This is a genomic window from Legionella rowbothamii, from assembly GCF_900639985.1.
Classification (GTDB): Bacteria; Pseudomonadota; Gammaproteobacteria; order Legionellales; family Legionellaceae; genus Legionella; species Legionella rowbothamii.
The window spans coordinates 60,187-84,941 of the sequence record NZ_CAAAIM010000007.1 but is presented as its reverse complement, the minus strand read 5'-3'; the positions used below and the strand labels follow the sequence as shown (position 1 = coordinate 84,941).

The following is a 24,755-nucleotide window of genomic DNA, read 5'->3' as shown; positions in this document are numbered from 1 at the left end:
TGTCTCTTTAATGGGTTGTACACGATCATTTGGTATTCTTGTGCTTTTTCTTGTGTGAAGTATATAAAAAATCAACTGCACTACTCGTATCGCTGGTACTGACTTGGATACTAAAAAACTTATTCAGCATGTATTTTAACGTTAACATGTTGGTATCAGTTTGTGACAAGCCGATGTTATAGCTCAAATAAAGTCGTTTGGAAAGGGATTTCCCCACAACAAAAGCGGTTGAGTCACTTACTGTGTTCGTTAATTGATTGTAATTCGTGTTGGTTTGTACGTTAAAATCTAAGCCTGAACTTTGTTTCAATTGTTCTAATAGTTGAGTACTGCTCCGGCCGCCAACGTTCATTGAGGAAATGGCAGTTAAAAGCAATTGTGCGCCAGCTTTATTTGCCTGACTGGCTGGACGTCCCAGTACCAGCATGGACAGAATATCTGCCTGAGAAAAAATCGCTGGCTCTGAATAAAGTTGGATTTGCGGTTTCATTAATCTACCCGTTACCTCCACACCCAGAGTAATCGTGTCGCCAAAACCAGTATTTTGCAAGTTTGAGCTATTAAAATCAAAAAGCTGAGATGCATTAGTATAGGTTGAGGTATTATTAATTTTTTTTGCCGCACGAAGACTTATACCTGGATTATCAATGGGGCCGCCGGTAAAGATTAATTCACCTTGCTTAATGGTTAAGTCTTGCCCGTATGCTTTATAAGTACCGTCACGAACAGACAATTCGCCATAAGCATTGATTGCACCTTGAGGCTGTTGCTTTAGATTTAAAGCACCGTCTAGATGGCCTTTTAATCCTTTAACATTTAATGCAACATTTTCTCCAAGCTTAACTAAAATATCCATACTGCTACCAGTAATGGAGGAGGGGGATTCAGGTCTTTGTTGCTTATAAACAACCTCATCGGGTAACGACACACTATTGCTAAATGTTTGAAGGTTTATTAGCGCATTGGGAATGAGTACGGAGCCTGAAATCGCACGTACAGTAGGGGTTGCATGGAATTTAAGCTGTGGGGAAATCGTGATGTTGAGCTCATTGGTTTCCATCAGGGGGAAATCGCTGCCCTCAAGGCTTAGATCCGCAACATAAGTGGTATCAAGAGAGCCCTTGCCTTTAAGAAGCAACATATGTCCTGAAGAGGTGATAGATCCATGGGCATCCCAAGCTTTTTTCTTGCTGCGAATATCAAGATCAACCGAATCTAAATTCAATTTTAGCTTGGGAATAAATAGACTGGTCTTAGTTAGAAGTAATTGACTATCTATTTGTGGTTTCCCAATAGTACCTGTTACCTTAAGTAAGGCTTCTAATTGTCCTTTTAGTTTCTCCACCACAGGGCTGATGTTTTCTAAAAAGTCCAGGCTGTTAATTTCTAGACGAAGTTCACTATTCAGTTTTTGTTTAGCAGTAAAGCCGTCTTCAAGCGAGAACTTCGGTAATTGAAATGCTAGTTTTAAATTCTTATGCGGATCAATCATAAAGCTGCCTGAACCAGACAGTTTTTGTGGCGAAAGGGCTACATTGATTTTGCCACCTTTAAATTCTAACATGGGAATAGATGTATTATCTGGGACTTGATAGGTGCCAGGAGAGAGGGTAAATATTAAGTTTCCCTTATTCTTCGCGCTCGTTGTGCCATCTAAAGATAATTTGGCATGCAAGCCAGTATGTTTTGTAGACGTACCTGGAATGGGGGACATATTGGCACTAAAAGTCCATTGCCATGGCACAGCTCCTAATAGTCTGGCATTCATTTGCCAATGTTCTTCAGCAGAAGGATTTATTTGGGTATTTAATTCCACGCTTAAGTCTGGAAGGGTTGCTGTTGCGGTAAGCTTGCCCTGTGGGCTACTGAACTTTTGTTCCGGGTTTAGTGTTCCTTCTAAGGTATTCCACTGAACTAATAATTGATGATTTTTTAACGAGGGGCCTGGATGCCATTGTATCTGGAGGCGGTTTATTTTTATGTTGGTATTTTGATGCTGATACTCAAGCGATTCTAAGGTAAAGTCACTGAGCAAACTACCGGTAACTCGTTGGATTTTTAGGGTGCCAGGAATATAGGCTCGACTCAAATCAATTAAGGTTTCTAATCCTGGAGTTGTAGAAATTAAAGAACCCACAATTCCTGCGAGTAAAATAAAAAACAGCATCAAACAGTATAATGTTTTTACCAGGAAGCGAATCATAAATCGGGCCCCATACTAATAACTAACCGTGGACTATGACTGGTGCGTTGCCAATGATTATTAATTTCTTGTGCTAATCCTACCTTGATGGGACCAATTGGAGATACCCACATCAATCCTCCTCCTACATCATGTTGGAACGCGGCTGGACTTGGATTATACACATCGCCGAGATCATAGAAGGCAATCAGGTACCAATTTTTTTTCGTCTCTTTTTGAATCTCAAAGCCTGCATAAGTTAATATTCTTCCGGGGCCAATGGAGTTAAAGCTATATGCCTTTAAATTGTCCATACCCCCTAATAACAGGGCGAGGGAGAGAGGCTGTTGTGTAATATTATCAATGGCAGTAAAACCTTGTATTGCATGCCCATATAAGCGTAAACGCCAGGGTTCAATTCTTAAGGCTGCTTTAGCATCTACCGAAAATTGGGCAAAATTAATGGTTGATAAGGTTGCAGTGCTTGCAGCTAAACCATTAAGGGTAATGTTATAACCTGATGGGGAGAACAAGATATTTTGCGTTTTAATAAAGGATAGGGTGGCTTTGGGATAGAGCAAAAATTGTTTTGTATTTTTTTGTGCGTTGTAATGAAATCCTTCGTAGAGGCCATTTACTGAAAGTATTCGCTTATAGCGTGCCAGATGGTGTTGTTGTGCTAAAGACAGTAACCAGGCATTACTATACCCTGCACTGTAATTTAAATTGGAGTAATTTCCCGTAATGCTGTATTGATCGGTAACTGGGTTGAGTCCAGGAATAACGTATTGACCTTGCAACGCACTTTGTACAAACGACCCTTGTGCAAGAGCATTAAATTTATGGCCATTGCGGTTAACCGGAATGACATGCAGGGCTGCACGGCCTCTAACTCCAGTGTCTGTTCCATACCCTGCACCTAAAGTGTATGAATATTTTGGTACTGGCTCAACATGAACCAGTACAGGGGCAGTTGAGTTGTCGGTAATTTGTGGCTTTACGACCACGGAACTAAAGTATCCACTATTTGATAAATCGTTGTTAAGTTGCAGAATTTTATCCCCCGAATAGGCTTGCCCAGGATGAAAGGGAACAAATCGATGCAGTAGTTTAGGATTGATATAAGTTGGATCAAATTGGGCCTGGCCAAAATAATATAGAGGGCCTGTATCAAAGATCAGGGTAATTTCGGCGGTATAGCGTACTTGATCAATTAAAATTTCATTTGTTTTAAAATTAGCGTGCATATAGCCTTGGCTTTCTGCTGCGTTAAGAAGATTTTGTTTGGTTAGATTATAGTCTTCCGTAAGTAAGGGAGTTGCTAATCGTAAGGGGGCATTTTTTAAAGCATTTTGCACTGCCACGTTATGTGCCCCTTCACCAATGACTTCGATTGTTAATCGAGAAATTAAAATTTGTGGGCCAGCATGTACGAATACAACAAGATTTTTCGCATTGAGCTGATCAATAGATACTTCGGCTTTAAAATAGCCAAAAGGTTGTACTGCTTTGATGATTTGTTCACGTAATTCATCTTGAGAAAAAGCAGTTAATGGTTTTAACTGCTGAAGTTCTTGCAGATGTTTCTCGACATTTGTTTGTACTTTGCCGCTGATGCCAGTGATTGTAATCGACAGGGCATCATTACTTTTAGCAAAAGGGGAGGAGCATACAATGAGAAGTATTAGGCAGAGTACAACCAGGCTACCTCGCATCCACCGTCTCCATTTGCTTTAACCGGTAAATCAAATCAAGAGCTTCTCTAGCAGTTAATTGATCTGGGTCAATACGCTCTAATTCATGCAATATTGGGGATTGGGCTGCAACTACTGGTTGATATTGCACCATGGTTGGGGTGCTATTTTGCATATGATTTAAATGAGAATGGGCGATTTTAAGTACTGCTGCAGGGATGCCGGCTAGTTCAGCAACCTCCAAGCCATAACTGCGATTGGCAGCTCCAGGTTCTACACGATATAAAAATATAATTCGTCCTGTATCTAATGAGGCTTGTAGGTGTATATTGCGTATGCAGGAAAATTGTTCGGGTAAATTAGTTAACTCGAAATAATGAGTAGAAAACAAAGTGTACGCTTTAATTGATGTGGCAAGGTACACGCAGCTGGCATATGCTAAGGCCATACCATCATAAGTACTGGTTCCACGTCCAATTTCGTCAATTAAAACCAGACTTTCTTCAGTTGCCTGTCTTAAAATTTGTGCGGTTTCCGTCATTTCAACCATAAAGGTGGATCGACCAGAGGCTAAGTCATCACTTGCGCCAATCCGGGTAAAAATGCGGTCAATCGGTCCAAGGGTCACTGTTTTTGCGGGCACAAAACTGCCGATATGCGCTAAAAGGACAATTAGTGCAGTTTGTCGCATATAGGTGGACTTTCCACCCATGTTAGGCCCAGTGATCAATAAAATATTTTGTGATGGATCTAGCCGTAAGTCATTTGCGATAAACCGTTCTTGCAGTAAATTTTCAATAACTGGGTGACGGCCATCCTCAATAGATATCTGTGACTGAGTAACTAGTTTTGGGCAACACCAATTTAAGCTCTGGGCGCGTTCAGCCAGTGTAACCAATACATCCAATTGCGCTAATGCTCGGGCTAGTTGGGTGAGTTCCCTAATACTGCGCTGGATTTCTTCCAATAGGTTTTCATACAACCACTTTTCCCGCGCTAAGGCTTTTACCTGAGCGGAAAGAACTTTTTCTTCAAAGACTTTGAGTTCTGGGGTGATGTAGCGCTCAACATTTTTTAATGTTTGCTTTCGATGGTAATGGACTGGCGCTTTTTCTGATTGAGCTTTTGATAGCTCAATATAATAGCCTTGAACATTATTAAAGCCAAATTTTAAGCTGGACAGGCCAGTACGTTGCCGCTCATCTTGCTCCAATTTATCTAGAGTTTCATTAGCACGAGTACTTAACATTCTTAATTCATCAAGTTCCTCATCAAAGCCTGGAGCAATGACACCACCATCACGAATTAACACAGGAGGATTATCAATAATTGCTGCGGCAAGCAGCTGCTGCAATTCAGGTAAAGGCTTGGTGTGCTCTTTAAGTTCTAGAGCAAGCATGCTTTGAAGGGGCCTAAGGGCTGCATTAAGCTCGGGAAGCAGAGTTACTGTATTGCCTAATGCTTGCAAATCACGTGGGCGGGCTGATTTAAGTGCGATACGTGACACAATACGTTCTACATCACAAACCTGGCGTAGAAGCTGATGTAATCCAACCTCAGATTGCTGCTGAATCATTTCGCTAATTGTCTGTTGCCGCGCTTGGATCAAATGATGTTGTTTGAGCGGCCTACTTAACCAACGTTTTAAAAGACGACCACCCATGGTACATGCCGTTCTATCCAACACGGATATTAGGCTGTTTTCTTGACTCCCTTGCACGTTTTCAAATAATTCCAAGTGCTTTTGCGTTGAGGCATCCAGTTGTAAATAATCCTGGGAGTTTTCCAGAGTGATGGAATTTAAATGAGGTAGGGCCTGTTTCTGAGTTGTTTGCAAATAGGATAATAGCGCTCCAGCAGCAATTAAGGCAGTAGGGTAGTCGTGTTCGCCGAAGGCTGCCAAATCGCTTACGTTAAATTGTTCGCGTAAACGATGTTGCGCACTGTCTATATTAAATTCCCAGCCTGGCCTTTGTTTCACAGGGAAGTTCAAGCAGTACTCTTCCAAAGGAGACGCTTCTTGCAAGAGTAATTCAGCGGGTTGTAAGCGGGTTAACTCCGCACTGAGTTGAGTGCTTTCTATGAGTTCAAGTAAATGAAATCGGCCGCTGCTTAAATCAACCCAAGCGAGACCAATTTTTTGTTTTTGCTGATGCAATGCGAGTAATAAGTTATCTTTTTTAGCATCCAGCAGAGCTTCATCAGTGACTGTCCCTGGGGTAATTATACGGGTTACTTGTCGTTCCACCGGGCCTTTGCTCGTGGCGGGATCACCTATTTGCTCGCATATGGCGACGGATTCCCCTTTTTTGATTAGCCTTGCCAAGTAGTTTTCTACTGCATGATAAGGTACACCAGCCATGGGAATTGGTTTATCAGCAGATTGGCCCCGATGTGTCAACGTAAGGTCAAGCAATTGAGCCGCACGTTTTGCATCATCGAAAAATAATTCATAAAAATCACCCATACGATAAAGTAATAGCATATCGGGGTATTCAGATTTGATGCGCAAATATTGTTGCATCATGGGCGTGTGTGCAGCAGTCATAGTAATGGGCTAACAATAAAATTGCCTCGATTCTAACAAAAGCACCTCGGGAAGTCAGTATCTCAAAATATTCCCGTGTATTAGGAAAGGTCTTTTTCCTTTTAATTATCAGTACCTCATGGTTGAATTTAAATTTCTTTGCTAAACTCAAGATGGAATTATATAAAACTAATAGGGAGAATTAATATGAATCGTTTGGCTCTAATTGCTGCGACTGGGTTTTTGGCATTAGCTTTAACTGCTTGCGGTGAGCATGGTAACAAACAACCACCAGTAGCTACTGACAATGCTCAGCAACAACAAGGTGCTGCTCCTGCTCCACAACAACAACCTGCTGAAGGCCAAGGCCACTAAGATTTCTTAGCTTTAAGCTTTTACACCTCTCCGACATGCCGCGGTTTGCTTGCGGGCTGTCGGTGGAGATGTATTTAACGGTTTTAGGCCAAGGTTCGATCTCTTTTCTGGTGCTTAATGAACTCCTTAATCCTCGAAATAGCAACCCTGCTACAAAAAAAGAATTGGCAATTAGTTACGGCTGAGTCATGTACTGGCGGATTAGTTTCTGGAGCTCTTACCGAAATACCTGGAAGTTCAATTTGGTTTGAACGCGGTTTCGTCACCTACAGTAATCAAGCAAAAGAAGAAATGCTAGCGGTTCCTAAACAATTACTTCTTAAGTATGGGGCAGTTAGTGAGCCCGTTGCGGCAGCTATGGTAACTGGAGCTTTACAGCACAGTGCTGGACAGATCGCCGTATCCGTTACAGGTATTGCTGGTCCCGATGGAGGAAGTACGGAGAAACCAGTTGGTACTGTATGTTTTGGCTGGTTTGCTCAAGATATGAGTAGTGCTCAAACCGTGAGGAGGCAATTTTCGGGCACTCGCCATGATATTCGTTTGGCTGCCTGCGAAGAGGCTTTAACTGGTGTTCTTTCCCTCCTAAAAAATATTCCCATCAATCCTGCTTAATTCAGTTTGCTGGTTGTTCTTATCTGTGTGATAATTTTGTCCTTGCATTAACTTCTACCTGGAAAAAACTATGGAAGAGAACAAACAAAAAGCTTTATCAGCAGCTCTCTCGCAAATTGAACGCCAATTTGGTAAGGGCTCAGTAATGCGTATGGGAGACAGCAATGTATCTCGTGATATCGAAGCAATCTCAACCGGTTCATTAGGTTTGGATATTGCTTTGGGAATAGGCGGTTTACCCAAAGGCCGAATCGTTGAAATTTATGGTCCTGAATCTTCTGGTAAAACTACTCTTACTCTGCAAGTTATTGCTGAGTGTCAAAAAATGGGTGGCACCGCTGCATTTATTGACGCAGAACATGCCTTAGATCCAAGCTATGCCCAAAAACTTGGAGTCAATGTCGATGAGTTATTAGTTTCTCAACCAGACACTGGTGAGCAAGCTTTAGAAATTACCGATATGCTCGTGCGTTCTGCTGCCGTTGATGTGATTATCGTTGACTCGGTTGCTGCATTAACACCTAAAGCAGAAATTGAAGGGGAAATGGGTGATTCTCACGTAGGCTTACAAGCGCGTCTTATGTCTCAGGCATTACGTAAACTGACTGCTAATATCAAGCGTTCAAATACCTTGGTAATTTTTATTAACCAAATTCGTATGAAAATTGGTGTGATGTTTGGTAGCCCTGAAACTACTACAGGTGGTAATGCATTAAAGTTCTATGCTTCTGTACGTTTAGACATTCGCCGTATTGGGTCTATTAAGAAAGGTGAAGAGATCTTAGGTAGCGAGACTCGCGTTAAAGTGGTTAAAAATAAAGTAGCTCCACCATTTAAGATGACTGAATTTGATATCCTCTATAATGAGGGTATTTCTCGCGAAAGCGAAATTATTAACTTGGCAGTTCAATTGAACCTCATTGAAAAAGCTGGTGCATGGTACAGCTACAAACAAGAGAAAATTGGTCAAGGTAAAGACAATGTTCGCTTGTATCTCAAGGATAATCCTCAAATTGCTGCTGATCTAGAGAAGCAAATTCGCTCTGAATTATTAGAGAAGAAGCAACCAATGCTGGCTTCTGCAACAGAAGATGAGTTTGAGGCTGTTGATGACTAAAGCATTTGACTGTGCTATGCGCCTTTTATCTAGGCGTGAGCACGGTGCAATAGAGCTTTATGATAAAGTAAGGCAGAAGGGGTTTAGCTCGAGCGAAGCCCAAGAAGCAGTGGATACGTGCCAACAAATGGATTTACAAAATGATCATCGTTTTGTCGAAGTATACATTCGTTCACGTATTCGCCAGGGCTATGGTCCTTTAAAAATTCGCCAGGAATTAAATAGTAAAGGGATCGATAAAGACATAATTCAAGATGTTTTGCTGCAAGAAGAGGACAATTGGTTGACTTATGCTTTAGATGTTTGGCAGAAAAAAAGCAAAGGTCAGGAAGATATGTCATTTAGTGATATGCAGAAACAACAGCGTTTTTTACTTTATCGTGGATTTAGTATGGATATTATTGCTCAGGTAACAAAGGAGTTGGAACTGTAGCAAGAATTAACTCAATTTGGGGTTTGATGCGTATGGATTACCTACGTTTACTCTTTTAGTCATTCCCCTCTATTTGGTATCGATTTGAATATGAAAAGTTCTGAAATTAGACAAGCATTTACTGATTTTTTTGCACAACGTGGCCATCAGGCAGTAGAGTCCAGCTCATTGATTCCTGCTAATGATCCTACTTTATTGTTTACCAATGCAGGTATGGTGCAATTTAAGGATTTATTTTTAGGGCTTGAAACTCGTTCTTACCAACGAGCAGTCACTGCACAACGTTGCGTTCGTGCCGGGGGAAAACATAACGATTTAGAAAATGTTGGTTATACTGCACGTCATCATACCTTTTTTGAAATGCTGGGTAATTTCAGCTTTGGCGATTATTTTAAACGAGAAGCCATTAAGTTTGCGTGGGAATTTTTGACCGAAGTTTTGCGTTTGCCCGAAGAACGCCTATGGATTACTGTATATAAAGACGATCAAGAAGCAGAGGATATTTGGCTTAAAGAAATGAAGGTTTCTGCTGAACGTTTTTCACGGTGTGGAGAAAAAGATAATTTCTGGTCTATGGGGGATACCGGTCCTTGTGGTCCATGTACGGAAATTTTCTACGATCATGGCGCGGACATTGCTGGTGGCCCTCCAGGAAGCCCTGATGAAGACGGTGATCGCTACATCGAGATTTGGAACTTAGTATTCATGCAATTTAACCGTGATAAAGACGGTAATTTGCACCCATTACCTAAACCCTCTGTTGATACCGGGATGGGGTTAGAGCGTCTTGCGGCGGTAGTACAAGGCGTGCACAGTAACTATGAAATTGACTCATTCCAATATCTAATTAAATCCATTGCTAAGCTGGGCACTATTTCTGATCTTAATCACACTTCCTTAAAAGTTATTGCCGATCACATCCGTTCTTGCGCATTTTTAATTGCTGATGGCATTATCCCTGGTAATGAAGGGCGTGGTTATGTATTAAGAAGAATTATTCGCCGTGCGGTACGTCACGGGAATAAACTGGGTTTACCAACTCCCTTCTTTTCTAAATTAGTACAGCCGTTAATTGATGTTATGGGGAATGCTTATCCGGAGCTAGTCACTGCCAAAGTGCATGTAGAAAAAATCTTAGCTCAAGAAGAAAATCAGTTTGCGCGTACTTTGGATCAAGGATTGCGTCTATTACAAGAGCAAATGCATTCTCTAGGTGGTCAGGAAATTACCGGACAAATCGCATTCAAGCTTTATGACACTTATGGTTTTCCCGTTGATTTAACAGCCGACATTGCAAGAGAGCAGGGTTTATATGTTGATATGGATGGTTTTAACCAGTTAATGCAACAACAAAGAGAACAGTCGCAAGCTGCCAGTCAGTTTACAACTGATTATCATGCTGCATCTCAACTTGACTACCAATCAGATTTCCACGGCTATGAAAAAGACAGAATGGAAGGGCAAGTCATTGCTTTATTGCTAGATGGGGCAGAGGTCCAGTCCTTAAGCACGGGTATGAAAGGTGCTGTGGTACTTGATCATACTCCTTTTTATGCTGAAAGTGGTGGACAGGTAGGGGACCGAGGTGTTCTGCTTGCAAACCAATTGTGCTTCCGGGTGGACGATACGCAAAAGAATGGTCAAGCTATTGTGCATTATGGTGAAGTGATTGAAGGTTCCATTTTTGTGGACCAATTGGTTGATGCGCACATTGACGCACAACGCCGAGAAGCAATTCGTTTAAATCATACCGCCACGCATTTAGTACATGCTGCATTAAAAATTATTGTGGGCCCACAGGTACAGCAAAAGGGTTCTCTAGTTGATGCAGAACGTGCGCGCTTTGACTTCTCTCATTTTGAGGCACTAACAGCTGCTCAAATACAACAGATTGAAATTTTGGTTAACGAGCAGATTCGTGCTAATAATGAAGTTGTAACTCGAGTCATGGACATTGAAGCCGCTAAAAAGAGTGGTGCGGTTGCTCTATTTGGTGAGAAGTATGCAGATGATGTACGTGTATTGGCCATGGGCGAGTTTTCTAAAGAGCTTTGTGGTGGAACGCACGCACGACGTACCGGCGATATTGGCTTATTTAAGATTGTTGCAGAATATGGTATTGCCAGTGGAGTACGCCGTATTGAACTAGTTACCGGAAGCTATGCTTTAGCTTGGGTTAATCAGCAACAAGATCTCCTGGCTGAGCTTGCTTCATTATTGAAAACTAATGTGGCTACTTTAGCAGAGAAAGTTTCCCAATTAATTCTCGATGGTAAAAACCTGGAGAAGGAAGTTGCTAAGCTGCAAAATGAGAAAGCTCAGAAATCAGGTGCCGATCTTGCTAATGAAGTGGAAGACATCAATGGGGTGCATTTATTGGTGAAACAGCTTGTAGGAGCTGACAGTCAGGTTCTGCGCGCCACTTTAGATCAATTAAAATCCAGATTAGATTCAGCGGTTATTGTACTCTTTGTTATTGAGCAAGATAAAATGAATGTGATTGCTGGTGTGAGCAAAAATATTCTAGGAAAAGTACCGGCAGCTGCAGCTTTAGTACGTCATCTTTGTGGTAAAGGTGGTGGACGTGATGACATGGCACAAGGTGGAGGAGTTGTTCCTGCTGATTTAGATGCGAAAATTAATGAAATCAAGGACATGGTTCGTAATTCGCAATAAAAAATAAAATGTAGCCCATATTAGCGCAGCGTAATATGGTATTAGGCCACCGTCTAGTATGGGCTACGTAGTTTCAAATCAAAACTCGCTATAAGGAGATAACATGAGTTTTATGAAAGAGTTTAAAGAGTTTGCCGTCAAAGGTAATGCGGTTGACTTAGCTGTTGCGGTGGTAATCGGCGCTGCATTTGGCAAAATAGTGAGCTCCTTAGTGAGTGGAATCATCATGCCCTTGATTGGATTGCTTTTAGGCGGAATTAATATTGCTGGTAAATCAATCACGGTAGGAGATGCAGTAGTCAAATGGGGCGAATTTACCCAGACCATCATTGATTTTACAATAATTTCTCTTTCAATTTTTGTTGCTGTAAAATGCATGTCTCTCATAAGAAAAGAGGAGAAAAAAGAGACTCCTCCGACGCGCGAAGAAGAATTATTAATTGAAATTCGCGATCTTTTGAAAAATAAAACAAATATCCAGTAGAGTTATACTACATATAGCCAGCAGCGGCGCCCAAATCATGGTTCAATAAATATCTATTTTGAATTCATCTTTGCCAGTTTGATTTTTGGATTACATCGATGAGATTAACTAGACAGCAAAACAAAAATACTGGAAACCAAGGCGCTCCTTTTAATTTATTAATAATGCGAATAGAAGGGTGCAATATAAAAGCAGATGCTGATAAACGCACTTACATTTTCTACAGCAAACAGTTAAAAGACAAAGGCCTGGATGAGGTCACTTCGTTATTGACTGAGATGCTGGATAAGCATATTTTCCCTAATACGATAATTCTAAATCAACTCATTAAACGCCTGTCTCAATTGCATCAACCTCAGTACTCTTTACTTGTACATAAGATGGCTGTAACCAAAGGCTTGGCCAATGCCATTACCTACAACAGCACCTTAGATGCGATTGCCAAGAGTAAGCAGCCGGATGCCGAACTGGCAGAAGCCTTGATTAATGAGGCCATAGAGCAATTTAAGCTGGATGATATGAAGAATGAGGTAAGATTAGACTTGCATGGAATGTCATTTGGTATGGTCTATTTCGGACTCAAAAGTCGTGTGCAGCAGGAGATGAAGGCAAAGGACTCTATTTCAGCGCTTACTTTAATCTATGGGAAAGGGCTGCATAGTAGTTGTTCAGGGGAAGAGATTCATCCGGTCAAACAGGCCGTATTGCGCGTGGTCGATGAACTCTCAGACCAAGGGGTTTCTGGTCAAGAAAATAGAACTAATCAGGGGGTATTTGAGCTGTCTATTCAACCCCGCCAGGTTCAATCCAATACCTTCAACCCCAACCATTTTATTTCTCCCGGACTCAATCCTCATTCCAAACCCTTTGTATCTAAATCCCTGGGTGGTACACAACCTTGGTTTTAGGCATCTCCCAGCGGTTCATACTGCAAGAGCCCAGAGTTTGGGCTCTCTTTTTTCTTTACTTCACCTGCGGCTCTTTCTTGGGTTAACAAAAGTTAAATTGACGATGCTTTAAAAGGCTATTAGCTGCTTATAATCAGGGGACGTTCTTTGAAAAAGCAAAATAAGTTCTTCATTATCTGATTGCTTTTTGAACAAAAAAAATTCTCTCTATGCTATAATCTCATTACTAGCAATTAAAAAGGGAAATTTATGAGCGAGCTACTGAACCTGATTGCGATAATTATTGTCTTTGGAGTGGTCTTATGGCTAATCAATGCATTTATCCCAATGCCTGGTGCAATTAAAAGCCTTTTAAACATTTTAGTATTAATTGTTTTAATAATTTATATTTTGCAGTTTTTTGGCTTAATAAAAACCATTCTGCCGATGATCCATATCTTAAAATGACTCAGTTTCTGAGGCGTCGTAGCCCGTATTAGCTAACACGGGCTACTCAATTGATTACAACGAGGGCTTAGGCGATGACTCTATCAAATGGAACTCCTGAAGAAGTTCGATTAATGTGGGCTCAGTAATCATTTCGATTATCTGCATATTGACTACATTCGTATTTATTTTTTGAGCAGCAAATTGCATACACAACGATTCATTTGGGCTGAGTGCTAACGTGATTAGAAGTGGACAATAAATTTGCTTTTTCTCCTCTAAATATTGCAAGGAGTTAGCTAAAACCCAACTAAAGCAATGGTATTCTTTAGGAAGGCTTTTAGGAATTCGTGAACAAGCCGTATCACTTAATGTTTTTGAGTTTCCAGTGAATAAGGGTAATACATGCAGCTTAGCAAATGTCTCGTTGATAGCTTCCATGCTGCATTTTGAGAATAACTTTCTTAAAGCATGATTCATTCTGAATAGATTTGCTTTATCCTGTTGTAAATAGGTACTTAAAATATCAGGCCATTGAGCTTGTAACTCTATTAATGCCTGTTGCAGGGTTGTGTCTAAGGTATAGTTAGGATAACTAATCATTAATTTTGCTAAACGAAACAAACGAGTGGGATCCTGCTTAAGTGTTTCAACCGGTGAGTCGGACACGGGTACTATCTTTTTTTCTGCTCTTTTGGCTAAGGCATTAGAAAAGCTAAAGATAGGGAATTGAGTTTTATCCGTAAACTCCATATAGAGGGCATTGAGATTAAAGTCTCGCGCCAGAAAATCTTCCCTTAATAATTCTTGAGCTGTTTGCTTTGATGCTAAAAATTTCATAGAAAAATCAATAGTGATATTAGGGGTTAAGGGACAATATAAAATGGGGTATTTCACACTGCGCTGTTCTGAAGAAATCTTTTTCTTTGCAAGGGCATTTTGGAGTTCAAACAATGAGGTATTTAAAACCAGTAGATCATAGTCATTTGGCTCTTTATTTTCCAATATATTTCCTGGAGCCGCTCCAGTTAAATAAAATACTGCCTTAGGAAACTCTTTTCGTAATTCATCAATGAGTTGCAGTAACTCTTGAGGTATTTGTGAGCGTATTAGATATAAAGCAGGTTTTACTGCGGTAAAAAATGAATGGGGAGGAAGCTGTGTAGTTTGCTCTACAGTTTTTACCGGCGTACCCGCGTCATTTGTTTTGCTAAGTACTAAGGGTGATTGAGATACAACCCCTACGGAAGTAGGTTCAGTAGCTTTATTATTTTTTTTCTTGGATGAAGTTTTTGTTACCACCTTTATTGGATGAGTTTGCACTGCTATAGGCTTTGCAATAAGCGGGGCTTGCTTTGTTGACGCTGATGTTTTTTTGGCAGAAGGTACTGTTTTTTCTTGATTATTTTTCTTTGGTTTTGGGCACGTAACTTCAGTTTGGGTCATTTTTGGATGAGCGTCGTCAGCTGTACTCGTTTTAGAAATAGGCTTTGGGGTTTGAACCACAGATGGGACACAGTTCAGGTCGGGGGCTTTTTCTTGAGCACTCATCTCGTGAAGCACCACCGGCTCTTCGAGCAAGGTGGGGGGAGTGATTGGGGTTGGTGTGGGGCCGAGTGTAGTTGGTATTTCCTGTTGTTTTTCCGATGGTTTCTGAACCTGTTGAATTGAAGGTGTTCTATTCTTTTTTTGTTTTGATGTGGTTGTCACTTCAGATAGTTCTTTAACTTTATTTACTAAAGATGACTCAAAAAGTTTAGTAACTGTTTTTTGCTGCGCTGACGATAAGTATTTTTTAATAAGGATGTTGTAATAGCTCTTACACTGATCTTGGCTTGTTTTATCTTGTGCTTGCGCAAATTGTTGAACTATTTTTTTTGCCAGTTTAAATAATTGCTCAGTAGCAAGTGCTCCCATTTTAAAATCAAGTTTTGATTGTTTAAATTTCTCGATATAAGGCTTTTCCATTGAGTTAAATATAAGTGTAGGGGGGCTACCTGATAACCATTGTTCGAGTCGGCAGCATACACAATATAAAGCAATTCTGGCGTCGATCATTTCTTTATCTGAATGCACCACAAACTGGATGACGTCATCATGCAGCATGTAAGCTTCTGTGTATTTTCCTAAAGCAAAAAGCTTTTGCACCAGTAAACAACTGCTCTCCTTAGTTTTCTTGTAAAATTCAAGTGTTTTCATAGAGAATGAGCGGATGAGTTGAGATAAGCCAACGAGTTGCTCTGCTTGTTCTAGTTCCTTGATATTATTTAATGAGTCAATAATAAAATACTCTAAAAATAATTTGTCTTCTGGTTTTTTAAGCGATTTTTTGATGGCTGGTTCTTTTTCTAGGTTCTGAAATTCAACTCGAAAAATTTGTTTTAGCTCATTTTGCAAATCATGAATAAAAGGATGCTTAGTAAATTGAGTGGCAATAATACCTTGTTGAATTAGTGCGGCTAAAATCTCCAACTTAGTGCTTGGCTCTGTAAATGGAAGTTTAAGATAAATTAGTTCGCTAAATGTGCTGTTGGGATTTTGCAGGTAATGTTGGGCCAAAATCATGAATTTGATAATTGGGAATACAGGCTGAGAACTTAAGGGTAATTGCTCAGACTGTGTGGCAAATAATTGTTCGCATGATAACGGCGAGGCTGCGTTAAATATAAAATCGTAAAACCACTCTAATTGCACTAATATGGTTGGGGAAAGGGGGGGATATTTACGTATTAGTTCTAGGGTGGTGTTCCAGTCATTTTTATTATTACTGAATAAAAGAGTGAGTGTTAAACAATTTAAGGCGTGTTCGTCAGTGCATAAAAATTTCTTAGTGCTGTCTTTAAGCGTGTTAATCTCTTTTAGAAATTTACTAATCAAAGTACTAGTATTTTCTTTAGAATTAGTACCTTTTATGTCAGTACCTACTTTAAAATACCGAGTGATTTGCGAAACCCAGATGTAGAGACGTCGCTCATCATCAAGAGAGCTTGTTTTTTGCAACGAGGCCTCATCAAAATACAGACTGTTGCCCGCATTGAAGGAATAAATAGTGGGATTAGCAAAAAAATCATTATTTATTTTTGCAAGAGCAGTGCTAACAGCTGAAGATTTAAAGACAGATTGGAACAAACTGAGAAACATAAGCCGAATAATAAACAATAAAAGTTCGCGTAATATACACTATTTGTAAAAAATATTCACCCGGCAAGGGTTTAACACGTCTCATTAACATGTTGCACCTAGGTTAAAGAAATAAATCTGCTAAGCATTATTAGGGTCTGTTGACAATTCACCGACCGCCTACGTGCCGCGGCTTGCCCGCGCCATCCAGTAGATGGTTAAATTAAAATAAGTTCATTTCTAATGAAGAGTTATGGTTCAAGCTAAGGAAGAGCATGCTACAGCATGGAATTTATAATAAGCCTAATCTTCGTATGGTAGTCGAGGGGATATTATAAGTTACCTCTGACCTAATTAAGCGCACTTGGGAGCATAAAAATAAATTTACTCTTGGCTTCACAGCCAAATATAACGTCCACATACTCGTCTATTATGAAATGCATGAAGTGTATATTGAAGCAGCTCGTCGTGAAAAACGTTTTAAAAATTGGCCAAGACAATGGAAATTAAACCTAATCGAGAAACTTAATCCCGAATGGCGTGATCTATATGAAGAAATTTGCCAATGATGGAGATCTACTGGATGCGGCAGACAAGCCGCCGCACGTAGGCGGTCGGTGAATTGTCAACAGACCCTAATTTGACCGCTAGAACAAAACCAATAAGAGTAACATGGATTGTTTCCACACACATGAAGCATCAATATATGTTTTAAGATAGTATTATATGTAAACTATATAAGTCAGTCTCTGATTTCGCCGGTCTTAGAACGAAACAGGAAAAGAAATGAAAATGATTACTACGTCAAATGTGCCAATCAAAGCATGGACTGATGGAGTTTTATTTGATGAAGAGGCACAGAAACAGCTTACAAATTTAGCTACGTTACCTTTTATTTATAAGCACTTAGCAGTGATGCCTGATGTACATGTGGGCAAAGGCTCTACTATTGGTACAGTTATGGCCACAAGAAAAGCAATTATCCCGGCGGCGGTAGGTGTCGATTTAGGTTGTGGCATGATGGCGGTTCGGACCAATTTAATGGCCAAGGACTTACCTGATAGTTTAGGTCTATTACGCCGTAAAATTGAAGAGGCAATTCCTGTTGGCAGCAGTCCGAGACAAAAGATAGGACAGTGGACCGTGATTCCAAATTATGTGACCCAGCAATGGAATCATTCTTTAGCTGTTTCTTTTGATAAACTCTGTGAAAAATACCCGCGTTTTATCAAAACAAATAATATTAATCACTTAGGTACTTTAGGTGGAGGGAATCATTTTATTGAAATTTGTTTGGATGAACATCAAGCCATTTGGTTTATGTTGCATAGTGGTTCAAGAGGTATTGGCAATGCGATTGGAACTCATTTTATTGAATTGGCCAAACAAGACATGCAGCGACATGCCATTCATTTACCGGATAAAGACTTAGCCTATTTCTCTGAAGGAAGTACTTATTTTCATGATTATTGTCATGCAGTTGAGTGGGCACAGAATTTCGCAGCAGAAAACCGCCGCATTATGATGAAACTTCTTATCGATACTGTGAGTAACCATTTAGGACGCGACATCATTTGTAATGAGTATTCAGTAAATTGCCATCATAACTATGTGCAACGGGAACAACATTTTGGAAGGGAGGTTTGGGTTACTCGTAAAGGAGCGGTTTCGGCGCAAAAAGGGCAAATGGGAATAATCCCGGGCTCAATGGGGGCTAAGTCATTTATTGTTCGTGGATTAGGCAATCCTGAAAGTTATCATAGTTGCAGTCATGGTGCAGGACGTGTTATGTCACGTACTAAGGCGAAGCAATTGGTTAATTTGGATGAGCATAGACGAGCACTGGATCGCGTTGAATGTAAAAAGGATGCAAGCACATTGGATGAGACACCTAGGGCTTATAAAGATATTGAGGCGGTGATGGCTGCGCAAATTGATTTAGTTGAGATTGTTTATACTTTGAAGCAGGTTTTATGTGTGAAAGGGTAGTTTGACACACCTCGATAAATAGCGGTAATCAATGCTGAAGGGTTACAATAAAGGAGCTCCCCAAAGCGGTAGTAAACCCTTCTAGGAGCTTCCTCAGGATTAAATAAATGCGTACACGTTAACCGAATTAGGTGTATCTTCAGGGATGTATTTGGTTATAAAATTAATACCGCTTTCAATTTCCCTAAGCTGTTCCTCAGCTATAAAACGTACATCAACATACAAACTATAAGCAGCAAGAATGGTGATTGCGCCAGCTAAAGCTGCCATTCCCAAAGAGAAAAGTACCGCACTGGCAGGACCGGTAAGCGCGGCAGCGGCAAATAAAAGAGTACCAGCACCACTTAGTCCGGTAATGAACGAATTCGACATGACGTTCAAACAACTCAAAGTAATATCCCAGCATTCAGAATCTGAAATTTCATTTTTCAAGCGATACAAAGTATTGTTTAATGGATTAATGTGTTGCTTTGGATCAAGTGTGTGACCTGCAATTACTCGTTCAAATGCTATCGTGGCATACTTATTTAAAGTCTTAAGTGTTTCTTCATCGTGTACAAACGACTCTAATTCGTGAATACTTGCGGCCACTTTTTCTGCATGCTTTTTTAATGTCCATAACCGTTTATAGTCTTTATTGTCCCAAGCCAATATTTCTGGTTGACGTAGTTTTCGGTTAATTCTTGTTTCATATGATGCGCTAAAAAAAGTTGGGAAGTATAATTTCATCGATGTCACTCGCTTAACTGATCACTAAATGCGCAAAGTATACATGCTTTATATTTTGTTGCAAGGGCAATTTGCTCCACATAATACCGTTCTATAGAGAAGTTTCACCACGCTTCCTGCAAGCACGAATTGAGTTTAAAGGAGAGAGTAATTTTTTACTTATCCTCGGTAAATGGCTTGCTGCAATGTATATTTTGTAACCATTTTACTCGCCTCTACAATAAAAAGGCGTTTTGAAACTGGAAAATGGAAATGCCGATTATTGAATACCCCATGGAACGTACTTTGGAGCATTGGAAAGATATGGGAGCATGGATGATTAACTTTAGACTCAGCAGGTATAGTATTTAAAGAAAAATTAAACCGACCCCATTTTCTTATAAATAAAAAAAGGCATGTGACATATGAGCACCATAATTCCTCGCCAAAAAAAAGGATAATAAATGAGCCGTTTTCTTTTGTGCAAAGCATTCCAGCAGGCTTGGGCACAAGTCTTGGGAGACCCTGCATAAAAGATTCCTGGTCGGCCATAGGTTTGACGCGTATCAATAAAGCCTAGGCGTGCTATTGTAATTTGTTGATTGTGGCTTGCCCCTTGTTGTAAGCCTTGCAGATAAACTTCAATGCATGCTTTAGTTGCACCATAAAGGCTATTTTTAGCACGTCCACGACAGGCAGCTACCGAGCTTAAATACAGCAGATGATGTTGCGTCTGTGTTGTATTTAGGTAGGTATTGATAAGTAGGGCAGTTGCTTGAATATTAACTTGGATTAATTGCTGTATTGATTGTGGGGTTAATTGGTCATTCTCGGTAAAATCACTATGGGCAATAAATAAATCCAGTTCTTGTTCACTTTTATTTAAAGCAGTAAGTAAGGCTGCCGGTTCTGCGGTCATATCCAGAATAAAATGCTCACAAGGAATTTGATAACGCAGTTGAATGTCTTGTGCTATTAAGTTTAATTGCTCTGCTTGACGACCAATTAAACGTAAGCGATGCCCTGCCTGGGCTGCGATATGGGCGAATTTCTCTGCAATAATTGATGTTGCCCCTAAAATTACCCATGTTCTTTGTGTCATTTTATTATTCCTAAACGTCGAGCTAGATCCGACTCAGTACTACATCCATACTGTTTTAATACGGAAGAAAATTCATTTTGTTGCCCATACATTTGTTGATACTGTTCCTCATTGAGTAACTGATCCTTGGCTAAATATACTCGTCCATTACGCTCTGCAATTAATTGATTCATGGCATTTACAGCTTTCAGCGCATAGTCATTATGGATAAAGTCAACAGCCAGAGTAAAACCTGGTTGGCAAAATGAAAGCAAGCCAAGGCCTGCTTGGTTGAATAGTTTAAGTACAGCAAGAGTTGGCGTTGCTTTGTATACTTTTATTAATTGTACTAACTGATCTAAGATTTCTGTTGCGTGCTCTCGAGCAAATACCGCTTGGAATTGCATTAGTCCTTTAGGTCCGTAGAGTCGATTCCAATGATTTAATTTATCAAGTGGATTATTAAAGTGAAGGAGTTCAAGTGTCTCAGTTGCCTTTTGCTGTTTAAAGAACAGAGAGTTAAATAATTTTATGTTCCATTTTTTAATGCAGCCAAAGGGCAGCTTAGGTACTGTGAGCGCTTTGTTTCTTTGAAGGGGAAGCGTAGTTGAAACACAATGATTTGCTAATGAGAGCACAGAGCGTGGAGTTGTATGCAACAGATCCAGCCATGCAACTTGGTAGTCATGTTCACGGCCATAACTCGCCATAGCTTCAGTTAAGGTACTTAAAGCGCTAAATTGCTCGCGTTTGATTTGCAGCAGTCGCGTTTTTTTTTGTAGTCGGATGGCTGCACGCATAATGATTCCGGTTAATCCAAGGCCTGCAATTGTGGCATGGAATAATTCAGGATTTTCTTCTGAGCTGCAGCGTATTTTTTTTGTGCCTAAAAGCAAGTCAAACCAAAGAATATGATGGCCAAAACTTCCTGCATGAGGATTATTTTTTCCATGAACATCGTGGGCTATACCCCCAGCAACGGTTGCATGAATTGTTCCAGGGATTACTGGTGGAATAAAATTTGGATGTACTAAAAACAAATCCTTAATAGGCAGGCCTCCTTGGCAGACAACAACGCCCGTATCTACATCAAAACTGATTAAGTGATTGAATCGTTGTGTATCAACAATAAAGCCATTCGTATTGAAGCAACTGTCGTTATAGCTTAATCCTGCTCCACGAGGAAGCATCGATTGCTTTGGATGCTGGGCGCTGTATTCAATCAACTCATGTTCATTTTCTGGGCGTAAACATAAAGATTGACTAAACATTGCATGGCTAAAATTGGACAGTAGGATTTTTTTACTGTGCATGTACCATTGCCTGATTAGTGACGATATAAAACTATAACGATTTAGATAATGATTGAAAAGAAATTGTTGGCTATATTTTGGTGGTAAATACAAATAGTTCGTTTTCATTACAGTATTTCTTATTGCAAAGCCTTATTTTTGTTAACTCATTGACGAGGGCCTCTTTTTTATGTCAAATTGCGTAGTCTAAATGGATCAGCTGTTTGATTTTTAATTAATTTTTAAAAATATATGCAATTTGCATAGAAACATCAAAAAACAGTATTAAATTTTAGTATTTTTAGTATGGATTGCTTATGGCTGAGAAAAATGTTTTATCACAAGAAGAAATAGATGCTCTTCTAAAGTCAGTTGATGATTCTTCTGAGGAAGAGGCACAAAGTACAGCTTCTCAAGAAGCAGCCAAGAAGAAACCTTCCCGAAAAAAAAGTAGTTCTGCTAAGCAGAATGAAGTCGATGCGGCTGGGGATGGAGCTTCTGAGTTTATTATTACTTTTGAAGAGAGTGAAGTTAAAACACTCAACTTTTCGAGTCAAGAACGGATCATAAAAGGTAAGTTACCTGTACTCGAAAGAATTTATGATCGCGCAGTACGTTCATTTGCCGCAGATATTTACCAATTAACTGCCAAAGACTTTGATATTACTCAAGACCAGTTACAAATTGTTAAAAATCGTGACTTCATGGAAAGCCTTCCCAATCCCAGTTTGATGCATGTCTATAAATTCAAGCCCTTGCGCGGCAAAGGAATTATCATGTTTGATAGTACCTTTGTATATGACTTGGTTGATTATTATTTTGGTGGTAGTTCTCAATTCTTCGCTCAAAAAGATCGCACTGACTTTACTGCAACTGAGTTGCGGGTGATGGATGCCGTATCCAAAAAGTTGGTTGCTGATTTGATGTCAGCCTGGAAGCCCATTACTCAATTAGACATTACTAAATTTAATGATGAAACAAACCCTCAACTCGTGAACATCGCCGAACCTGAAGAAATGTTGTTGGTGGTGCGCTTTACTTTGGATTTTGGTAAGGAAACAGGGGATTTTTATTTTGTTCTACCTTATTCCATGATTGAACCGATTAAAGAGCAATTAGAGTTAGGTGCTGCCCGTCCAGAGGATGAAATCGATCCGAATTGGGTCAATTCCTTAAAAGAAGAATTAATGGATGTTGAATTGATCGTTAGCTCGGCCATGGCGCAAGCAAAAACGACTTTGGGTGGAGTGATGGCTTGGCAAGCGGGTGATTTTATACCGGTAGAAATGAAGGAAATCGTTACACTGGATATTGAAGGGACACCGGGTTTTACAGCAACTCAAGGCACGGCAAGTGATAAACGCGCTGTAAAGATAATCAAGCATATTAGTTATTAGGGGATTCAGATGACAGATTCAGCAATGGAGCAACCAAAACAAGTAAGTGCACTGCCTCATGAAAATGACGAAGAAAAAATGGCGCTGATTTCAGACATACCTGTTTCGGTAACGGTAGAAATTGGTCGTACTAAAATGACCATTCGCAACTTACTGCAATTAAACCAGGGAGGCATTGTCCCTCTTGACCGTTTAGCAGGAGATCCCCTTGATGTATTAGTTAATGGGACTTTAGTTGCTCATGGAGAGGTTGTTGTAATTAACGATAAATTCGGCGTTCGATTAACAGACATTGTGAGCAAGGCTGAGCGGATTAGACGATTAAGATGATTCAGCACGCAATTACTCAAAACGAGCTTGTGCGCCTGGTGCTGGGCTTGTTTTCTGTTCTGTTAGTTATCATGGTTCTATCTTGGGTAGTAAAGCGATTGCAAGGAGCACACTTGGGGGCGTCTAAAGGATTTCAATCTGTTGCTAGTATGATTCTAGGGCCTAAAGAAAAGATTATGTTGTTGAAAGTTGGTACACGATATTTATTACTGGGTTCTGGTTCCGGTCACATCACACTTCTGTATGATTTTGGCGAAGAGTTACCTCCAGGTTTTGATGCACCAAATAAACCTTCATTTGCGGAGCTGCTTAAATCGGCAGTAGTGAAATCATAAGATGAAAATAAAAAGTTATGTAATTTTTGGTGCTTTATTAAGTGTTTTACCTTTTGTGGCGCAAGCAGCAAACTCTTTATCTTTACCCGCAATGACAGTGCAACCGGGCTCTCATGGCGGCGAATCATATAGCGTCAATTTGCAAATCTTAATCTTTATGGCTGTGCTAACGGTCTTACCGGGATTATTGATGGCAATGACCGCATTTACACGAATCATTATTGTTTTGTCCATTTTACGTCAGGCAATTGGCTTGGCTCAGGCTCCCACAAATCAGGTATTAATTGGTATTGCCTTATTCATGACTTACTTTGTTATGGCACCTACATTTAATAAAATTAATGATACTGCTATTCAACCTTATTTAGCCGAAACCATGGAGTTTCCTCAGGCTATGGCGAACGCGCAAGCGCCATTGCGGCAGTTTATGCTCAATCAAACCCGTAAAAATGATTTGGCTTTATTTGAAAAGTTCGCCAATAAAGAGCCTGCGTCGTTAGATGATTTGCCGATGAGTGTGATTATTCCTGCTTTTATTACCAGCGAATTGAAAACAGCTTTTCAAATTGGATTTATTTTATTTTTACCGTTTTTAATTATCGATTTGGTTGTGTCGAGCGTATTGATTGCTATGGGGATGATGATGTTATCGCCCTTAATTATATCATTACCATTTAAGATTATGCTGTTTGTCATGGTTGATGGTTGGACATTAATTCTTGGTTCTTTGGCATCGAGTTTTGCTGTTTAGGCTACGCTTAAGATTTTTTATGTATTTTTACAGGGAGAGCAAATGACACCGCAGTCGGTTGTTGCGATATTCAGTGAAGGTGTTTACCTCATGCTGTTGCTGATTACTGTGTTAGTTGTACCTGGTATGCTGGTTGGATTAGTTGTTTCTATGTTTCAGGCTGCAACGCAAATAAATGAATCAAGTATCAGCTTCATTCCCAAATTATTTGCCACTTTTTTAGTGATGATATTTGCAGGACCATGGCTATTAAAAACGGTGATCAATTATACAAGCTCTTTGATTAGTAATATTCCTTATTTAATAGGTTAATGC

21 protein-coding genes and 2 pseudogenes are annotated in these 24,755 nt (G+C 40.0%); 16 read left to right on the top strand and 7 right to left on the bottom strand.

Annotated features, from left to right (window positions below):
- Nucleotides 1–25: 25 nt before the first annotated feature.
- The 3 genes from E1P08_RS12260 to mutS are packed head-to-tail and all read right to left on the bottom strand — an operon-like array spanning nt 26 to nt 6,424.
- Nucleotides 26–2,203 (bottom strand): translocation/assembly module TamB domain-containing protein, encoded by a 2,178-nt coding sequence (locus E1P08_RS12260; RefSeq protein WP_133137300.1) that lies wholly within the window; start codon nt 2,201–2,203, stop codon nt 26–28.
- The gene (locus E1P08_RS12255) at nt 2,200–3,897 is read right to left on the bottom strand and encodes an autotransporter assembly complex protein TamA (protein WP_133137299.1); all 1,698 of its coding nucleotides are present in this window, start codon (nt 3,895–3,897) and stop codon (nt 2,200–2,202) included. Before E1P08_RS12255 ends, E1P08_RS12260 begins: the two co-directional genes overlap by 4 nt.
- A complete protein-coding gene (gene mutS / locus E1P08_RS12250; RefSeq protein ID WP_133137298.1) occupies nt 3,887–6,424 on the bottom strand; it encodes a DNA mismatch repair protein MutS in 2,538 nt (845 codons plus the stop codon). Before mutS ends, E1P08_RS12255 begins: the two co-directional genes overlap by 11 nt.
- A 186-nt stretch (nt 6,425–6,610) precedes the next feature.
- Here mutS and E1P08_RS17200 point away from each other — a divergent pair, with 186 nt between their 5' ends.
- The 8 genes from E1P08_RS17200 to E1P08_RS12215 all read left to right on the top strand — a co-directional run bounded on the left by E1P08_RS17200 (nt 6,611) and on the right by E1P08_RS12215 (nt 13,458).
- Entirely contained in the window at nt 6,611–6,778 is a 168-nt protein-coding gene (locus E1P08_RS17200; RefSeq protein ID WP_165485168.1) for a hypothetical protein, read from the top strand.
- Nucleotides 6,779–6,895: 117 nt separating this feature from the next.
- Complete coding sequence (locus E1P08_RS12245) at nt 6,896–7,393, top strand: CinA family protein (protein ID WP_133137297.1); 498 nt, start codon at nt 6,896–6,898, stop codon at nt 7,391–7,393.
- A 70-nt stretch (nt 7,394–7,463) separates the two neighbouring features.
- Nucleotides 7,464–8,510: a recombinase RecA gene (recA, locus tag E1P08_RS12240; RefSeq protein ID WP_133137296.1), complete on the top strand. Its 1,047-nt coding sequence runs from the start codon at nt 7,464–7,466 to the stop codon at nt 8,508–8,510.
- The gene (recX, locus tag E1P08_RS12235) at nt 8,503–8,943 is read left to right on the top strand and encodes a recombination regulator RecX (protein WP_133137295.1); all 441 of its coding nucleotides are present in this window, start codon (nt 8,503–8,505) and stop codon (nt 8,941–8,943) included. Before recA ends, recX begins: the two co-directional genes overlap by 8 nt.
- A 90-nt stretch (nt 8,944–9,033) precedes the next feature.
- Nucleotides 9,034–11,619, top strand: a complete 2,586-nt coding sequence (alaS, locus tag E1P08_RS12230) for an alanine--tRNA ligase (RefSeq protein WP_133137294.1) — start codon at nt 9,034–9,036, stop codon at nt 11,617–11,619.
- 103 nt (nt 11,620–11,722) lie between these two features.
- A complete protein-coding gene (gene mscL, locus E1P08_RS12225; protein ID WP_133137293.1) occupies nt 11,723–12,103 on the top strand; it encodes a large-conductance mechanosensitive channel protein MscL in 381 nt (126 codons plus the stop codon).
- Between the two features lie 98 nt (nt 12,104–12,201).
- Nucleotides 12,202–13,011 carry a hypothetical protein gene (locus tag E1P08_RS12220; RefSeq protein WP_242602452.1) on the top strand — a complete coding sequence of 270 codons (810 nt, stop codon included), beginning with the start codon at nt 12,202–12,204 and terminating at the stop codon, nt 13,009–13,011.
- A 249-nt stretch (nt 13,012–13,260) separates the two neighbouring features.
- Nucleotides 13,261–13,458, top strand: a complete 198-nt coding sequence (locus E1P08_RS12215) for a Thivi_2564 family membrane protein (RefSeq protein ID WP_133137292.1) — start codon at nt 13,261–13,263, stop codon at nt 13,456–13,458.
- A 54-nt stretch (nt 13,459–13,512) separates the two neighbouring features.
- Here the strand turns inward: E1P08_RS12215 and E1P08_RS12210 are convergent, their stop codons facing one another.
- Nucleotides 13,513–16,578 (bottom strand): nucleotidyltransferase family protein, encoded by a 3,066-nt coding sequence (locus E1P08_RS12210; RefSeq protein ID WP_133137291.1) that lies wholly within the window; start codon nt 16,576–16,578, stop codon nt 13,513–13,515.
- Between the two features lie 215 nt (nt 16,579–16,793).
- Between E1P08_RS12210 and E1P08_RS17490 the strand changes: the two are divergent.
- The 3 genes and pseudogenes from E1P08_RS17490 to E1P08_RS12200 all read left to right on the top strand — a co-directional run.
- Nucleotides 16,794–16,892 (top strand): annotated as a pseudogene (locus tag E1P08_RS17490) (IS5/IS1182 family transposase); the annotation flags it as partial.
- Between the two features lie 6 nt (nt 16,893–16,898).
- Nucleotides 16,899–17,126 (top strand): annotated as a pseudogene (locus E1P08_RS17485) (GIY-YIG nuclease family protein); the annotation flags it as partial.
- A gap of 217 nt (nt 17,127–17,343) precedes the next feature.
- A complete protein-coding gene (locus E1P08_RS12200; protein WP_133137290.1) occupies nt 17,344–18,546 on the top strand; it encodes an RtcB family protein in 1,203 nt (400 codons plus the stop codon).
- A 99-nt stretch (nt 18,547–18,645) separates the two neighbouring features.
- On the opposite strand, the gene E1P08_RS12195 is transcribed toward E1P08_RS12200, so the two are convergent.
- The 3 genes from E1P08_RS12195 to E1P08_RS12185 all read right to left on the bottom strand — a co-directional run bounded on the left by E1P08_RS12195 (nt 18,646) and on the right by E1P08_RS12185 (nt 21,648).
- Nucleotides 18,646–19,275, bottom strand: coding sequence for a hypothetical protein (locus E1P08_RS12195; protein WP_133137289.1), 630 nt, complete (start codon nt 19,273–19,275; stop codon nt 18,646–18,648).
- A gap of 358 nt (nt 19,276–19,633) precedes the next feature.
- On the bottom strand, nt 19,634–20,356 hold the full coding sequence (locus E1P08_RS12190; RefSeq protein ID WP_133137288.1) for an SDR family NAD(P)-dependent oxidoreductase: 723 nt from the start codon (nt 20,354–20,356) through the stop codon (nt 19,634–19,636).
- Nucleotides 20,353–21,648, bottom strand: coding sequence for an FAD-binding oxidoreductase (locus E1P08_RS12185; RefSeq protein ID WP_133137287.1), 1,296 nt, complete (start codon nt 21,646–21,648; stop codon nt 20,353–20,355). The genes E1P08_RS12190 and E1P08_RS12185 overlap by 4 nt, the downstream gene beginning before the upstream one ends.
- A gap of 296 nt (nt 21,649–21,944) precedes the next feature.
- On the opposite strand from E1P08_RS12185, the gene fliM reads away from it, so the two are divergent.
- The 5 genes from fliM to fliQ are packed head-to-tail and all read left to right on the top strand — an operon-like array spanning nt 21,945 to nt 24,752.
- Nucleotides 21,945–23,024 (top strand): flagellar motor switch protein FliM, encoded by a 1,080-nt coding sequence (fliM, locus tag E1P08_RS12180; protein ID WP_133137286.1) that lies wholly within the window; start codon nt 21,945–21,947, stop codon nt 23,022–23,024.
- A gap of 24 nt (nt 23,025–23,048) precedes the next feature.
- Nucleotides 23,049–23,354, top strand: coding sequence for a flagellar motor switch protein FliN (fliN, locus tag E1P08_RS12175; RefSeq protein WP_242602459.1), 306 nt, complete (start codon nt 23,049–23,051; stop codon nt 23,352–23,354).
- Complete coding sequence (gene fliO, locus E1P08_RS12170; protein ID WP_207387368.1) at nt 23,351–23,689, top strand: flagellar biosynthetic protein FliO; 339 nt, start codon at nt 23,351–23,353, stop codon at nt 23,687–23,689. Before fliN ends, fliO begins: the two co-directional genes overlap by 4 nt.
- A 1-nt stretch (nt 23,690) precedes the next feature.
- Entirely contained in the window at nt 23,691–24,440 is a 750-nt protein-coding gene (gene fliP, locus E1P08_RS12165; protein WP_133137284.1) for a flagellar type III secretion system pore protein FliP, read from the top strand.
- 42 nt (nt 24,441–24,482) lie between these two features.
- Nucleotides 24,483–24,752: a flagellar biosynthesis protein FliQ gene (gene fliQ, locus E1P08_RS12160; protein WP_133137283.1), complete on the top strand. Its 270-nt coding sequence runs from the start codon at nt 24,483–24,485 to the stop codon at nt 24,750–24,752.
- Nucleotides 24,753–24,755 lie beyond the last annotated feature (3 nt).